Raw genomic sequence first — 15,171 nt, forward strand, 5'->3', positions numbered from 1 at the left:
TTTCACGAAATCCTTGATACAAATGATTAGTCTCTAATTCTTTCTCCCCTGCTCCCCTGCTCCTCTGCTCCTCTGCTCCTCTGCTCCTCTGCTGCCTATTTGTATCAACCTTAAAGTGAAACGGTATTACCAGTGATCAATTGTTCACTGTTCCCTGTTCCCTGCCCTTAGTAGGGTAATTAACGTTTCATCATGAAGCTTACTTCATGACTTATTAAATAAAAAATCATAAACTAAGTAAATAGAAAAAAGTTCTGTCTGTCCGCAGCGTTAACGCTGCGGACATGGTTACGTTTATTTCTTGCCACCCACTTAACAGTATGTATACACCATCACGATTTTCAGCTTTCTATCTTTTGGATGGGGTGCGAGAGCTTGTTTGTAGATCAAAATAGAAACGTCACAGGAAACCTGTTTTGGCAAAGACCTTCACCCCGACTTGCTCGGGGTTTTTTATAATTGATAGGATTTAGTCATTCAAGCTATTGTTGAGATTTTAATTTGGTTTGTAGTCAAGAATTCCGGCTTTTTCCTTAAACTTTACATGGAAAAATATGTATATTCAGTTACATATTAACGTTTTACTCCTTTAGGATGGTGTGAAATTGTTTTATTCAAATGAAAATACAATACAACACTGGAATACGCTGCATAAATAAAAGCACAGCACACCTCGATATTATCGGGGTTTTTTTTGGATATAGCTGTTGTATTTACAGTAAGTAAGTAGACATCAATAGAGAGAATATAATTCTTCTTCCTCCCTTTATAAGGCTATAGTGTACACACCGGATTGCTTTTCACCTCACCCTCGCTTTTAGCTGCGCAAAAATCTTTCCCTCTCCTTAATAAGGAGAGGGATGCCCGGTAGGGCAGGGTGAGGTTTCAATAGGGTTCGCTTAAGATCCCCCTGTTGTAGCACAAGCGCGTGGGTTGGGGGATCTCTTGGTAAAGAAAAAGAAGGCTGGCTCTCTACTCAATCCATCGAAAACTTTCCCTGCACTGACCTCCGCACAATTGACCAACTTTGGGTAAAATACAGTGGTGGGCGCTTTGGTTTTAGTGTGCAAAAGCGCATTTGGGAAAGGGTGGGTGAAGACTACGAAAAGTTTGGCGATCGCGTGGGTTGGCGCAAAGGAATGTTTTGGAACAGAGAATGGCTGAACTACAATGAATTAACCTTCTCCATAAATGCCCCCCAGGGACATCTCCCTAGGGACATCTCCGAGAGGGTGTTGGGACCTGAGTGGAGAACTCGATCTTGGGCAGTTAACAATCTCTTCTCTCGCGTCCAGACTTGTAAACTGTAACATATAAGGCTTACACACAATTGTAAAGATTAGCAAACAAGTGATTTCCCACGGAGTGTTGCGGTTTCTACGTTTTCGTTACCTGGCACTACATCCAATTTGGATCTTCTTCTTGTGCTTGTAGTACGATGCTGGCAAATTGTGGGTTATAACAATTCGCGAAGATAAACTTGCACGCTACTTCTTCTATTTCTTGGTTTGTTGGTTCCCAGTCATTTTACGTCTACGCACTTATTGAATTTCTACATAAAGTTTCTTCCCCAAGGCATTAGCATATTTTTCTAAAGTAGAGATACCAACATCTGAGCCATCGTTTTCGATTCTGATAATTATAGATTCATGCAAATTTAACCGACGTGCTAATTCTTCTTGTGTCATTCCCGCTTCAATTCTTGCTTGCGCCAGCAACACGCCAATTTTAAAACTGGAATATCCAGATTCAAAATTTTCAGCGAACTCCGGATCAGTTTGCTTGCGTCTGGCAATGTATTTCTCTACATCACTCATCATTTTGTTTCCTGCTTAAATAATCTCTTTTTCGGTGTTCTGCTAACTCAATCTCTTGGGATGGAGTTTTTTGTGTCTTTTTAGCAAATCCGTTTGTTAAAACAATCAGGTTATTATCTTCAAAAAAGCCAAGTAGACGAAATGTATTATTGCCTACTTGAACTCTCACTTCCCAGATATCATCTGTATTCACTAATTTCTTAAGATATTGACTTGGCACAGAATCAAGCTCTTGAATCAGCCGTAATACCCATAGTACTTTTTGCGCTTGTTTCCCACACAGAGAATCAAGAAATTCTTCAATAGGACAACGTTCTAAATCAGTGCGGTAAAAGACAACCTCTCTCATTCGTCACTCAGCAAATCAGCCCGTAGATTAGCAAGAGTACCACGTTTTGCCCTACCTGTTTTAATTGCTTCCAACGTTTGTGCTGCATTGCTGGCGATTTCTTGACGCCGTTTTTCAACTCGTCGTTTATGAATTAGTTCCAATAATAAATCTTGCTCTTCGGTTGAAAGAGCCTCTACATACTCAATAACTGTCTGTAAGGACGCAGGCTTGCTCATCAGCAATGTTTAGTTGGTTATATGGTTTCTTCATTCTATCTTTATTGACTATCTATAGCCCTTCTGGCTTCGTTGCAAGACAGTCGGAACCCGTAAATCTTAAAAAAACCAACATATTTTCACCAGAGATCTAAATATACTGCCTGGGTTATGTCAGAGCAAATCCGCACATAGTCTTATCTTTTCCATAACCAAGCTATGACTTCTGTTAGAAGAATTATTACATTTTTACAGTTAGTCTTGACTTATATTCAGGACGGCTTATTCGCTTGAAGATAGGTTAATTTTGACTCCTTTTCCGGAGCCAACCTGTGATTGAGGCGAGTTTGCTCCGGTTCTGAAACTGTAAAAAGTGTTGAAAATTAACGAATGGAGTCTTGTAATGATAAATTTGATTTCTAAGGCATTTGCTCAGATCAATTCTCTATTTAACCAACTTCAGGTAAAACGTTTTTTCGCTGTGGTTTTAGCTGGGTTGCTAGTGCTGACAACAAATGTTACTAATGAGAGTAGTGACAAAGACTTAACCAACAGAGTTAACCAAGCCCTAGAGCGGAACTCTTCCGACAGACCGCAAACAGTAGGAGGATGGTTTAAGCAAGCTCGCGAAACCGAAGATGCTCCTGGTGAACGCGCCAAAAGAATTGCAGGACAATCAGCAGAAGCTGTAAAAGACTTGGGTAAGGTGTACCCAGATACAGCTGAAAGGACTGCTGATAGTATAAAGGACTAGTATAAAGGACAAAACAAACTAGGCAGATAAACGGGTAAACAGAGATTTTAGAAGACAGGTGACAGGGTACAGAGAAACTGTAACCTGTCACCTATTGCTTTTTTACAGTTATCAGTTTGAAGAAGAATTCAGAATACAGAATTCAGTATTCAGAAGAAAGAAAAAAACAATTGCGACTCCTGACTTCTGACTCCTGACTCCTGACTCCTGACTCCTTTACTGTTCACTGTTCACTGTTCACTGTTAAGCGTTCACTGTTTTAAGCTGGATAAATCCGCAAACGCCGATTTGGTTCTTCCCCAAAGCTATTAGATTTCAGCCGATAGTGTTCTACCAACTCGTGCTGCATTTTCCGCACTTGAGGAGAACGGGGCAATAATTCGACTGGCTGTCCTTTGGGAATCACGATTTGCTCTACAGCAAGTCTTGCTTCTTCCAAGGCGTCCATTTCATCATCACTGGCGCTGTGGAGAAACAGTTGCATTTCGCGATCGTCGTTAACTTCCGGATCGTCCATATTCAGCAACCGCCGCAAGCCTCGGGTTATCTGCGGTAGGGTGCTGGACTTGATCATATGAATCGGTATTTGACGTGCTCTAGCCATTTGCCGTAATTTGGCGTGGTTTTTGACGTGCGATCGCAACGCCAATATAGCATCAGCACTATCTAGATCTTTTGTCAATGTCACTGGTAAAGAAAGTACCCCAACGACCTGTTCCAATTGGCTGCGGCTAACGCCATAGGGATATACGTGCAGTGGCAAATCTTCGCCGTTAGGTCCTGCATGTCTAGTAGTGGTGGAGTCAAAATCAAAGCCATCAAAACCATTAAAGGATTCATCGAGTAAGCGGTCAAACTCACTAACTCCAGAACTTTTTTGGCTTTGACCAGACAATGTCGGTAGGGGTATCATTTGTCCAGTTGCACGCCAGCCATTTGACTGTCGTGCTGGTGCTGGAAAAGATTCTTCCCCACCAAGTGTTTGTCCACGACCGTTGATTGCGGTAAGCTGACGAGTCACGTTCACATTGCCATTGTCATCCACAGTTCTGACTTGCGGACTAGGCTGACGCCCCCGTAGGAGAGTATCAACTGTGTCAGCGACGCTGTCGTGAACTACCCAGCGTTGCCGTTCTGACATTTCCACCGCAATCTCGAAAGTGGGAGGTGCTTTGCGTTCTAAAACTGTCTTTTGAGTCCCTCGCCGTCTGGCTTCATCGTCTCCCAGTGTCACAGCCTGGATACCACCAACCAAGTCAGCAAGCGTCGGATTTTTGATCAGGTTTTCAATCTGATTACCATGAGCAGTTCCTACCAACTGGACACCTCGTTCAGCAATAGTACGAGCTGCTAAGGCTTCCAGTTCTGTACCAATTTCATCAATCACGATGACTTCTGGCATATGGTTTTCCACAGCTTCAATCATCACTTGATGCTGTTGTTCTGGATGAGCCACTTGCATCCGGCGTGAGCGACCGATCGCGGGGTGGGCAACGTCACCATCTCCAGCGATTTCGTTAGAAGTGTCAATGATCACTACTCGCTTGTGAAAATCATCCGCTAAAACACGGGCAATCTCCCGTAGTGCAGTGGTTTTACCCACACCTGGGCGTCCCAGCATGAGAATTGATTTTCCAGTTTCCACCAAATCGCGGATCATGGTAATTGTGCCGAATATTGCCCGACCAACACGACAGGTTAAGCCGATAATCTTACCACTGCGATTGCGGATGGCACTAATCCTGTGCAGGGTTTGCTCAATTCCTGCCCGATTATCCGCGCCAAAGGTTCCCACTCTCTTGATACAATCATCTATCTGTTCTTGCGTAACGGGTGTTTCGCCCAGATACTCTGCTTGATTGGGAAAGCGAGCTTCAGGACGACGACCCAAATCCAAGACCACTTCTACTAGGCTATCTCGTTGAGGATGCTTTTCTAGTATCTGCCGCAGGTCTTGGGGCAAAATGTCCAACAATTTTTGAAGATCGTCTTTAATCGTCATGCTTTTTATGGTGACGTTTTTTAGAGATACTTGGACACTTGTAGTACGAGGAGGATCACCCCGCCACCAGAAAGTGTCCGCAACGCGCTCATAAGGAACAGTGTTCCCTACTGCTGTGACTTGAGCTGGGAAACGAGAGAATGTGCAAGCGAAACCGCTTGAGCGAGCAATTCTGGTTCTTCTTCTAAGCGGACAGTTGTTTTAAGACAAGCATTTTTCACCTCCCTTGCTTCTAATTGCTCGAGAATTGGTGATAGTAGTACCCGGGCGTAACTACCGTAAGCGATACCAGCAATGGAAGAGGACGAAGAGGACGAAGAGGAATAAGCTTCCCCTGTTCTCTTGAGAAGATCCATTGCCTTCAACTTGGCAACAGTGTAGCTGTTGGTTCCACCAGCTAATTGCACATATCCCGGTAATTTAGCTGCCAAGACTTTTTGCCCTAATTTGACGGCTGCCTGAGTGGTACCATTACCAATATCTCCACTCATCGGACGACCGTCAGTCTGCCAAATTAAAGCACACGGTATGGGGGCAATTACGTTATAAAGGGCATGAAGATAGTCAATCAGACCCTCTCCATCTGGACAACTGATTGCGACTAACTTCAAACGCTCAACCCAAGGTAAAATAGCTTGCCACAATCTTTGAAATTCTGTCAAACGCCCAACATTTGTATGAATTTCTACGGCATCTACTCCTGATGACAGGATCAATGGTGCGATCGCTCCTGGCGTTGATACATATGATCTTGTATAAATTATATTGTATGGACAAACGGGTATGCAACGACCACATCCGTAGCATTTTTGTGATATAACCCCTGATGATTCGTTTTTTATACTATTAAAAACAATTGCTTGGGCTGGACAAATCCTTTCACATGGTCTATCACATTCCTTGGGGCATTCTGTAGAATTAAACTCAGCTTTACGGAAATGTGGATCTTCCCCGTCGTTGAGACTAACCATCAACAGGGGAGACCTTCCAGGCAAGCCAAATCTTTGCTGCCCAGCAACCTCTGATAAGGCAGAAGCAGCTTGCAGTCCATCTTTGGCTGCGGCAATGACAGCTGGATCAGCGGCAACATCTATGCAGTCAGCGCCAGCCAAAGTGTAGGCTAGTGTTAAACTTCTGACCGCAGGCAGATGTTGGTAGCTGGCCCCGCAGATGAGCTTGAACCAGTGACCTTGTTTGAGGGATCGTAAAGGGTTTAATAGATGAGTCACATCTCTATTATGCTATGGGACGGAAAAATGTAAGAGGTGGCTCACAAAAGTTTTGATGATTATTTTTTTCTATTTCAAAGGAGATAACTCTTGTTTTCAAGTCTTGCGTGAGATTTTGTTGAGAAGCTGTATTTTGGGAGTTTGATGACGATATTTGGTTGTGTTGTGAAAGGCTGAGCAGTTGAACAGGTTAATTGTATTTATAATCACCCAGTAGTTGATTCAGTATTTGGATGCTTGACTGGAATTTCGATGATAAACTCTGCTCCTTCTCCTGGTAAGGAGTTGCAACTAATTTGTCCTTGATGTTTTTGTACCACAATCTGATGGCTGATTGCTAATCCCAGTCCACTGCCTTTACCAACAGGCTTTGTCGTAAAAAATGGATCAAAGGTTCTTGCTCGCACTGACTCATCCATACCAAGTCCATTGTCAGCGATACTAATCTTGACTGTATTATCATCTGCCAACTCTGTACGAATACGAATCATAGGAGCACAAATTGTGGAGCTAACGTCATGAGTTGGTGAGTTGGTCAAGTGTAATGGTCTTATCCTCTCCCCATCTTTCCATTGCCACATCTGTTGATCACAAAGCTTGTGCTCATCTTTCCCTATTCGGTGAAATCTTCGATGGCTTGTGCTACTAAGACTTTTATTGATCTGTCCACCCAAAGGAGACGACATCTCCCACTCACTATGCCCCTGCGTTGACTCCAAAGCATCGATCGCATTATTCAAGATATGCAGAAACACTTGGTTCAGTTCGCTAGCATAACAAGTCACAGGGGGCAAATTGCCATACTCTTTGACAACAACAATAGCAGGACAATACGTTGTTTTCTTGAGTCGATGCTGCAACATCACCAAAGTACTATCTATACCTTCATGAATGTTTACCGACTTCATCTGAGCTTCGTCAACCCGAGAAAATTTTTGTAGCGCTAGTACAATTTGCCGAATGCGATCAGCTCCTCTGTTCATCGCACCTAATAAGTTTTTCAGGTCATTCATCAAAAAGTTCAGATCTATTTCTTGGACGATTTGCTTGATTTTAGGTGTAGAATGTGGATATTCTTGCTGATAGAGCAAAATCATACCGACTAGTTCTTGCACATATTGCCCAACATATTCAAGATTGCCATAGATAAAACTGATTGGATTATTCACCTCATGGGCAATTCCGGCAACCAACTGCCCCAATGCTACCATCTTCTCATTTTGAATTTGTTTAACTTGAGCAGCTTTTAAATCGTCAAGAGCATTTTGCAACAAAAGATTTTTTTCTTGAAGTTTAGTTTGTAATAGACGCAAGTTCATGTGATTTTCAATTCGCAAGATAACTTCCGCCCCATAAAAAGGTTTAGTAATATAGTCTACACCTCCCACATCAAAGGCTTTTACTTTATCTAATACATCATCTAGAGCACTAATAAAAATCACTGGGACTTCACAAGTTCTCTGGTCACCCTTAAGTTGCTGACAAACCTCATACCCATTTACTCCTGGCATTTTTATATCTAGCAAAATGACATCAGGCAAAACCATTTGACACGCCATCAGTGCCATTTTGCCATTTAAGGCTTTACGAACTTCATAACCCTGTGCAGTCAGCATTGCTGACAAAAGACGTAGGTTGTCTGGTGTATCATCAACGACTAGAATATTGCCCTTATATTCTTGACCTTGATTTCTATGCATTTCAAAAAAAAACTGATGTGGCAATTTGAGAGATTTTTGGCACGGAAGACAGATTTCAGAATAATGTACTGAAAACTGTCTATTACCATCATGCATCAAATTTACCACCAAGGGCGACCCAAGTCAGTTTACCCACCTCTCCATCTACAGTTAAAGCGGCTTCTTTTTGAAATGCTTTAACAGCAGCTTCCGTTTGAGGACCAAAATTTCCATCTGCGGTTCCTGGGTTGTACCCTCTTGCATTCAGCACTTTTTGCACAGCTTTGACATCATCTCCTGTCCTTCCTTGACGAAGATTACGTCTAAGTGTTGGTAATACAAAGCCAGAATATGTCAAATTCCAAGCTTCACTCCGTTCACCTTCCTTAGGAATACGCCAAATTGATGAGCCAGGATAGTTATTCAGGTAATCTTGAAGTTCTGCGGCTGTTGCAGGTTTTGCTGTATCACTTTCCGAACCCCAAACGGGTAAGATTGGTTTTTTAAAACCCAAATTTTTGTAAGCATCCAGACAATCTTTAACTTCTTCTGGAGTAGTGGGTTTGAAAGTGAACTTCTCAAAATAGATTTGTAGGAACGCTAAGTCGCAATACTTATCCAAAATCTGCCAAGGAACATTAGGGTGGAGTCGAGGATTTCCAAAAGTTGCATATCCTAAAGTTCCTTCCTTGACGATCATACGCACAGCAGAAAGAAGCTTGTCTACATTTGTATGTGTGCTAGGGTCTTCTACTTCTTTTTCTACATCAACAATATAGCCATCCAGTCCACAGTTAAGAGCTTGCCTAACTTTTACAATTTGTCTAGTAATATCAGCAGTACCATAGTGATATCCCCATCCATACACTTCGATCTCACGAGACTTAAATTCCTGAATAATTTCTGGAGAACACTGCCAATTCCAAAAAGTAGGTTTACCTTGATATTTTCCATCAAAAACCTTAAGATAAACACGCTGTACTTTCCGTTCAACAAGCTTGTCCAGATAATCAGCGCGAATCTCTGAAAGCTTCCAAATCCAAACTCCGTTGGGATATTGTGCCATATTCTTTAGTTCTTTATTTCGTAAAAATGACAGGCAAGTAAAGTATACCCATAGATTTTATAGATTGTTTTCTAGAGTATCGTCTACAAGCTTTGCCTGTAACTGCTTCAATAATTTATCTATTAATTCCAGAAGATTTCAAAAATTTGTTGTGCAATTGAATCATTATATGGCATATTGCTTTTTCTGCTTGAGTTTTGGTGATAATCAGCTATGACGACTATCTGGGTAAATGAACAACTTGATCCATCTGGAATGATTTATGCTTGTATTGCTTGCTGTAACGAGTCCCAAGCCAAAGACTGTCATGAGTCCTTTAAGCAAAATTTAACTGAGGAGCAAAAGGCATGGGGGTGGGTGGCGCGGTTGCGAACAGTTAATTCTTGGGATGACGTTCCAGTCAATGCTTTAAAGTTGGATTGAAGCGGTTGCTAACAGTTACAGCGGTTTTCTGTAAGGTGGGCATTGCTCACTAATATCTCAAATGTCTATCACATTGGCTTTTCTGAGCAATGCCCACCCTACGATTTGTGGTCTATTCATATCAAAGCCGCAATTCTTGGGATGACGTTCAGTCAATGCTTTAAAGTTGGATTGAAACCGCAAGTCGCAAGTTGCAAGTCGAACAATTGCAAATCATCCACATAAAACCGATAAATTAGTGCAGCGAAATTACGACGCTCTTGCTGCACGCCCTTGGGGTTTGCCGATTCCCCAGGTTTCCCCTGTTGGGAGGAAACCTAGTCGAGGACTGGCTCACTTTTGACGTGAGTTCGACGCGCAAGAGTGTCTCACAATTCAAATAGGACTGCTATAGTACAGTGAAAATGAAAAATTGTATCATACAAGGTAAAATAAAGATTAAAGATTTATTAAAGATAAGTAGAATATCAAAAATAGCTTGAAAGTATCTCTTCTAGTAGGGAAAATTGATATTTATTTTGACTATTTAAGAGTTATCATCAATAAAAAAGATCGATGTCAAAAACTTGTAAAAACCAAATAAAGTTGAGTGCAATATCCGACAGTTTACACTTCTGCTGGAGGCTGTCCCATTCATTTGGTTGGCAAAAGGGGACAAGCTGTTCAAATTTCAATTCATGTTCCTAGTCTGTATATCTGTGCCAACCGCGAGCAGATATTACCAGATTGGAAAAAACAGCTTTTCTTGTGGGTGGTGATTGTTTTACAGCAATCAAGATATGAACTTGTGGAAAGTACACCGAAAATTGAGACAGAAAAACAAAGGTTGCGGGAAAAGTTTATGAGATTTGGCTGTGATGTGGCATTTAATCTGCGCGATCGCCATTATTTAACAGACCTGATCGACCCCCGCACTGGCTATCCTTTGCTTTCCCGTCCAGGGAAAATTCTCCACGATGACACCGCAGCTGTGAAAGCTTTACTGCATTATCCGGTTATTCAGAACAAATGCCGTTTACTAGTCCACCCGAAGTGGGGAATGGCAGTTTACCCTGGAATTCTGATATCACAAGCTCCCCCAATCATCATAGAGTCGGTTATCAAGAGTATAGTCCCCCTGCATGATTGGAAGACAAAAGATGAAGGATGAAATATTTATACTTTCTATTCAGCTTGTTTGTACTGTTGATACCATTGCACAAAGCAATTTATACCTTGTTCCAGGGGTGTACTGGGCTTAAATCCAACATCACGCATCAGGTCATCTACATCGGCATAAGTTGCAGGAACATCTCCCGGTTGCATGGGTAATAAGTTTTTCACGGCTTTCTTGCCAAGCGCCTTTTCTATCACTTCAATGAACGTCATCAATTCCACAGGGTTATTGTTACCAATGTTATAAAGCCTGTAAGGAGCATTACTGTTTGCTACGTTGGCTATGTTGGGTTGAGGTGGTTTAAGCATCACCCGAAAAACGCCCTCAACAACATCATCAATGTATGTAAAATCTCGCTGCATCTTGCCAAAGTTGTAGACATCAATGGGCTTGCCTTGTTGTACCGCTTTTACGAATTTAAAATATGCCATGTCCGGTCTTCCCCAGGGACCATAAACTGTAAAAAAGCGTAGCCCGGTTGTTGGAATGTCATAAAGATGACTATAAGTATGGGCAATCAGTTCATTTGCTTTTTTAGTTGCAGCATATAGTGAAATAGGATGGTCAACATTATCACTAACAGCAAAGGGAACTTTGGTGTTGATACCGTAAACAGAACTTGAAGACGCAAATACTAAGTGCTTGATTTGACTTTGGCGGCATCCTTCTAAAAGGTTAACAAAGCCCGTAACATTGCTATCTATATAAACCCAAGGATTTTGTAAAGAGTAACGTACGCCTGCTTGGGCTGCAAGATTGACGACATAATCAAAAGTGTAGTTTTGAAAGAGTTTCGCAACCTCAAGGCGATCGCTTAACTCCAAAAACTGAAATGTAAACCCTGGCTGCGAGTCAAGTTGCGCCAAACGAGCTTTTTTTAGGTTGACATCATAATAGTCATTTAAGTTGTCAATGCCTATCACCTCCACACCTTCTTTGACAAGACGTTGTGCTAAGTGATAGCCAATGAATCCAGCAACACCAGTAACCAGTACCCTCATCATGAATATCCCTCAAAAGTCTATAACAGCCATCATAGTCATTGCTTGAACTACAGCCATCGCTGTAGCCAGGAATTCTATTGGGGGGATTTTCACTAGCAGGCTGACGTAGTTTTTAGTCTGAGTGTGCTATTCGCCGAAGCAGAAAAATTATATGAAAAAATAAATTGTGTGAAGGTGAGGACTATAGCGCTTGATGGTGTTGGGTGCAATACACCAAGCTAAAGCCTCCAGCTTATCGCCGTTCGCGTGGTTGCGTTCTTGAGAATTGTGCAAGATTTCAGTCTAATGAACTTCAACCAAATTGATGTCAGATTTAAACTTATAATAATTTCAGAAAAAAATTGAAGAAATTTTTTCTCTTATACTCATGAAAAATGGCAATGTCGTTGTTTACCGTTACCATAAAAAATAGCAATGTGCAACAACTTAAAGTAATATCTGAGACTTATTTGCTTAACCAAGCCTGATAATTTTCACGAAAAAATCTATAAGGGTTCTGGCTCGAATGAAAGACAGATTCATCTACTACAGCCTGCGTATTCTCTGACAAGTTACTCAGAGAGTATTTATATCTGTGGTTGTTTCACTCTTTGATGTACTGAACTCAATTGAAAACCCTTATAGTGCTTTTCAGTGCATAAACAGGATACTAAAAAAACGCTCATTAGACATATACCCGAGGAAGAATTTATATGCGGATTCCAGCAGCAAGTTATCGAATTCAATTCAATTCAGAATTTGGTTTTGATGCCGCAAAAGCAATTACAAACTATCTGGTAGAGTTGGGAATTTCTGACCTCTACGCTTCTCCCATTTTCAAAGCCAGACCCGGAAGTAGTCATGGATATGATGTTGTTGACCCCACTCAGTTAAATCCAGAATTAGGAACTCAGGAAGCTTTTGAAAGCTTAGTCCAAGAATTACAGCAGCATCATATGGGTTGGTTACAGGATATTGTCCCTAATCACATGGGTTATGATAGCCAAAATAAATCTTTGATGGATGTGTTGGAATACGGTATACATTCCAGCTATGTTGATTACTTTGATATTCCTTGGAATGCTCCTTTTGCTAGAAACTACGAACCGATATTGGCTCCATTACTGGGCAACTTTTACGGAGAGTGTTTAGAAAATGGCGACATTCAACTTAAGTATGACGAGACAGGACTAAGCGTTAACTATTTTAGTTTAAAGATTCCTCTTAAATTAGAATCTTACGCCAATTTGTTGAGTGAGAATTTAGATAAATTGGCTCAAGCTTTAGGAAGAGAGCACCCGATATTTGTGAGGTTGCTTGGTGTCTTGTATATAGTCAAAAGTCTTCCTTCAGAGACAGTAGCACAACAAAGACAAGACCAAGCAGCTTTTGTCAAAGGACTTCTTTGGGAATTGTATACAGAAAATCCGGAAGTAAAAACGTTTATTGATGAAAATCTCCAACTTTTTAATGGTGAACCAGGAAAGCCAGAAAGCTTTAATCTTTTAGAAAGTTTACTCTCAGAACAGTTTTTCCGCCTCTGTTACTGGAAAGTTGGGGCTGAAGAGATGAATTATAGAAGATTTTTCGCTGTGAATGAGTTGATATCAGTTAGAGTGGAAAATTTAAAGGTTTTTGAAAAGACTCATGATTTGATTAACAAGCTAGTCAGTGAAGGTAAGTTTACAGGCTTGCGAATCGACCATATTGATGGTTTATACGATCCCAAACAGTATTTAGACAGGTTGAGAGAAAAGACGGGAGATACATATATTACTGTTGAAAAGATTTTACAGCCTGGAGAAGACTTACCAAGTAACTGGTCAGTTCAAGGTACATCTGGCTATGATTATCTAAATTACATCAACGGAATTTTTTGTAAAACCGAGAACGAAGAGAATTTTACTGAAATCTACTCAGGTTTTACAGGCCTAACAACATCTTTTGAAGAAATGGTTCCAGAGAAAAAGCACCTCATTCTAGAGAGAAAGTTAGCCGGGGATATTGATAATATCACTTCTCTTTTAAAGACAATTGCGAGTAAGCATCGGTATGGAAATGACTTTACAATCAATGGTTTAAAGCGAGCGCTTGCAGAAGTTCTTAGCCGCTTTCCTGTTTACCGAACTTATGTTACTAAAGAGGGAATCTCTGAAATTGATCGCGCTTATGTTCATGAAGTGATTGAAGCGACCAAACCACACACACCATTCTTAAACCATGAATTAAAGTTGATCGAGAAATTGCTGTTGCTGGAATATGATGATGATACCACTCAAACTCAGAAAGACCAGTGGCTTTACTTTGTGATGAGAGTGCAACAGTACACAGGACCATTGATGGCGAAAGGGGTTGAAGATACTGCTTTCTATGTTTATAATCGCTTTATTTCTTTAAACGAAGTCGGTGGCGAACCGAGTCATTTTGGGATTAGTGCTTCAGAATTTCATGAGTTTAATCAAAAACGGCAGGAGCAATGGTCTAGTGCTATGAGTACTACCTCTACTCATGATACTAAACGATGTGAAGATTCTAGGGCAAGGCTGAATGTTCTTTCCGAAATTCCTGAAGAATGGGAAAAACAAGTTCGCAAGTGGAGTGAAATTAATAGTTCTCATAGAAAGACAGTTGACCAGTTAACAATGCCAGATAGGAACGATGAATATCTTTTGTATCAAGCACTTGTAGGAGTCTTTCCATTTAATGAAGAAGAGTTTCCTAGCTGTATTGAACGGGTCAAAGATTATGTAATAAAAGCTATCAGAGAAGCGAAAGTTCATACTGCATGGCTGCGACAAAATAGCGTCTATGAAAATGCTTTTACTGATTTTGTCACGGCAGTTTTTGAACCTTTGAAAGACAATCCATTTTTAAAAGAATTTTTGCCTTTCCAAAGATGGGTTGCTGAGTATGGTATCTACAATACTCTTTCTCAAACGCTACTGAAAATTACTTCGCCTGGAGTTCCCGATTTTTATCAAGGAACTGAACTATGGGATTTTAGCTTAGTTGATCCTGATAATCGCCGTCCGGTTAACTTTAAAACTCGGCAATCTTATCTAAAAGCAATTAAGGAACAGGCAAAGATAGATATTCTCAAGCTAATAGATGAGTTACTCGCTAATAAGGAAGATGCCAGAATTAAACTGTTCCTCGTTGTCCAAGGTTTGAAAGCAAGGACAGAACATTTACAAGTTTTTCAGCAAGGCGACTACTTACCTTTAGAAGTGAGTGGCAAGTTTAAAGACAATATCATTGCTTTTGCAAGGAATGATGGAAATAAGACGATTATTACCATTGCCCCCCGCTTTTTTACAAGCTTAATTCAACCGGGAGAGTACCCCCTAGGACAAGATGTTTGGAATGATACGACCTTGAAGCTACCTACACAAGTCACTTCCTGGAAAGATGCGATAAGCGAGCAAACTGTTGAAGCTAATGGCACTTTGCTGATTGGGGAAGCGCTGAAATACTTCCCTGTGGGTTTGTTGGTTAGTCAAGGCTAGTTTAAGTTAA

The 15,171-nt window shown here is 41.0% G+C and carries 13 protein-coding genes; 5 read left to right on the plus strand and 8 right to left on the minus strand.

What is annotated here, in order from left to right:
• Positions 1-983: 983 nt before the first annotated feature.
• Entirely contained in the window at positions 984-1,310 is a 327-nt protein-coding gene (locus tag AC5JM2_RS07470) for a GUN4 domain-containing protein (protein ID WP_495834304.1), read from the plus strand.
• A gap of 231 nt (positions 1,311-1,541) precedes the next feature.
• Here the strand turns inward: AC5JM2_RS07470 and AC5JM2_RS07475 are convergent, their stop codons facing one another.
• The 3 genes from AC5JM2_RS07475 to AC5JM2_RS07485 are packed head-to-tail and all read right to left on the minus strand — an operon-like array spanning position 1,542 to position 2,384.
• The gene (locus tag AC5JM2_RS07475) at positions 1,542-1,820 is read right to left on the minus strand and encodes a helix-turn-helix domain-containing protein (RefSeq protein WP_495834266.1); all 279 of its coding nucleotides are present in this window, start codon (positions 1,818-1,820) and stop codon (positions 1,542-1,544) included.
• Complete coding sequence (locus AC5JM2_RS07480; RefSeq protein ID WP_495834267.1) at positions 1,810-2,166, minus strand: type II toxin-antitoxin system RelE/ParE family toxin; 357 nt, start codon at positions 2,164-2,166, stop codon at positions 1,810-1,812. The genes AC5JM2_RS07475 and AC5JM2_RS07480 overlap by 11 nt, the downstream gene beginning before the upstream one ends.
• The gene (locus AC5JM2_RS07485) at positions 2,163-2,384 is read right to left on the minus strand and encodes a hypothetical protein (protein WP_495834268.1); all 222 of its coding nucleotides are present in this window, start codon (positions 2,382-2,384) and stop codon (positions 2,163-2,165) included. The genes AC5JM2_RS07480 and AC5JM2_RS07485 overlap by 4 nt, the downstream gene beginning before the upstream one ends.
• Before the next feature lie 382 nt (positions 2,385-2,766).
• Here AC5JM2_RS07485 and AC5JM2_RS07490 point away from each other — a divergent pair, with 382 nt between their 5' ends.
• The gene (locus AC5JM2_RS07490) at positions 2,767-3,117 is read left to right on the plus strand and encodes a hypothetical protein (RefSeq protein ID WP_495834269.1); all 351 of its coding nucleotides are present in this window, start codon (positions 2,767-2,769) and stop codon (positions 3,115-3,117) included.
• A 259-nt stretch (positions 3,118-3,376) separates the two neighbouring features.
• Here the strand turns inward: AC5JM2_RS07490 and AC5JM2_RS07495 are convergent, their stop codons facing one another.
• The 4 genes from AC5JM2_RS07495 to AC5JM2_RS07510 form a co-directional block, all read right to left on the minus strand.
• The gene (locus AC5JM2_RS07495) at positions 3,377-5,119 is read right to left on the minus strand and encodes a R3H domain-containing nucleic acid-binding protein (protein WP_495834270.1); all 1,743 of its coding nucleotides are present in this window, start codon (positions 5,117-5,119) and stop codon (positions 3,377-3,379) included.
• Positions 5,120-5,226: 107 nt separating this feature from the next.
• Positions 5,227-6,348, minus strand: a complete 1,122-nt coding sequence (gene ldpA / locus AC5JM2_RS07500; RefSeq protein ID WP_495834271.1) for a circadian clock protein LdpA — start codon at positions 6,346-6,348, stop codon at positions 5,227-5,229.
• Between the two features lie 206 nt (positions 6,349-6,554).
• On the minus strand, positions 6,555-8,048 hold the full coding sequence (locus AC5JM2_RS07505; protein WP_495834272.1) for a hybrid sensor histidine kinase/response regulator: 1,494 nt from the start codon (positions 8,046-8,048) through the stop codon (positions 6,555-6,557).
• Positions 8,049-8,136: 88 nt separating this feature from the next.
• Entirely contained in the window at positions 8,137-9,093 is a 957-nt protein-coding gene (locus AC5JM2_RS07510; RefSeq protein WP_495834273.1) for a peptidoglycan-binding domain-containing protein, read from the minus strand.
• A gap of 213 nt (positions 9,094-9,306) precedes the next feature.
• Between AC5JM2_RS07510 and AC5JM2_RS07515 the strand changes: the two genes are divergently transcribed.
• Positions 9,307-9,516, plus strand: coding sequence for a glycogen debranching protein (locus tag AC5JM2_RS07515; protein WP_495834274.1), 210 nt, complete (start codon positions 9,307-9,309; stop codon positions 9,514-9,516).
• Between the two features lie 589 nt (positions 9,517-10,105).
• A complete protein-coding gene (locus tag AC5JM2_RS07520) occupies positions 10,106-10,666 on the plus strand; it encodes a methylmalonic aciduria and homocystinuria type D protein (RefSeq protein WP_495834275.1) in 561 nt (186 codons plus the stop codon).
• A gap of 14 nt (positions 10,667-10,680) precedes the next feature.
• On the opposite strand, the gene AC5JM2_RS07525 is transcribed toward AC5JM2_RS07520, so the two are convergent.
• Positions 10,681-11,673, minus strand: coding sequence for an NAD-dependent epimerase (locus AC5JM2_RS07525; RefSeq protein WP_495834305.1), 993 nt, complete (start codon positions 11,671-11,673; stop codon positions 10,681-10,683).
• A gap of 695 nt (positions 11,674-12,368) precedes the next feature.
• Here AC5JM2_RS07525 and treY point away from each other — a divergent pair.
• Positions 12,369-15,161 carry a malto-oligosyltrehalose synthase gene (gene treY / locus AC5JM2_RS07530; RefSeq protein WP_495834276.1) on the plus strand — a complete coding sequence of 931 codons (2,793 nt, stop codon included), beginning with the start codon at positions 12,369-12,371 and terminating at the stop codon, positions 15,159-15,161.
• Positions 15,162-15,171 lie beyond the last annotated feature (10 nt).

It is taken from the genome of Brasilonema angustatum, from assembly GCF_059505445.1.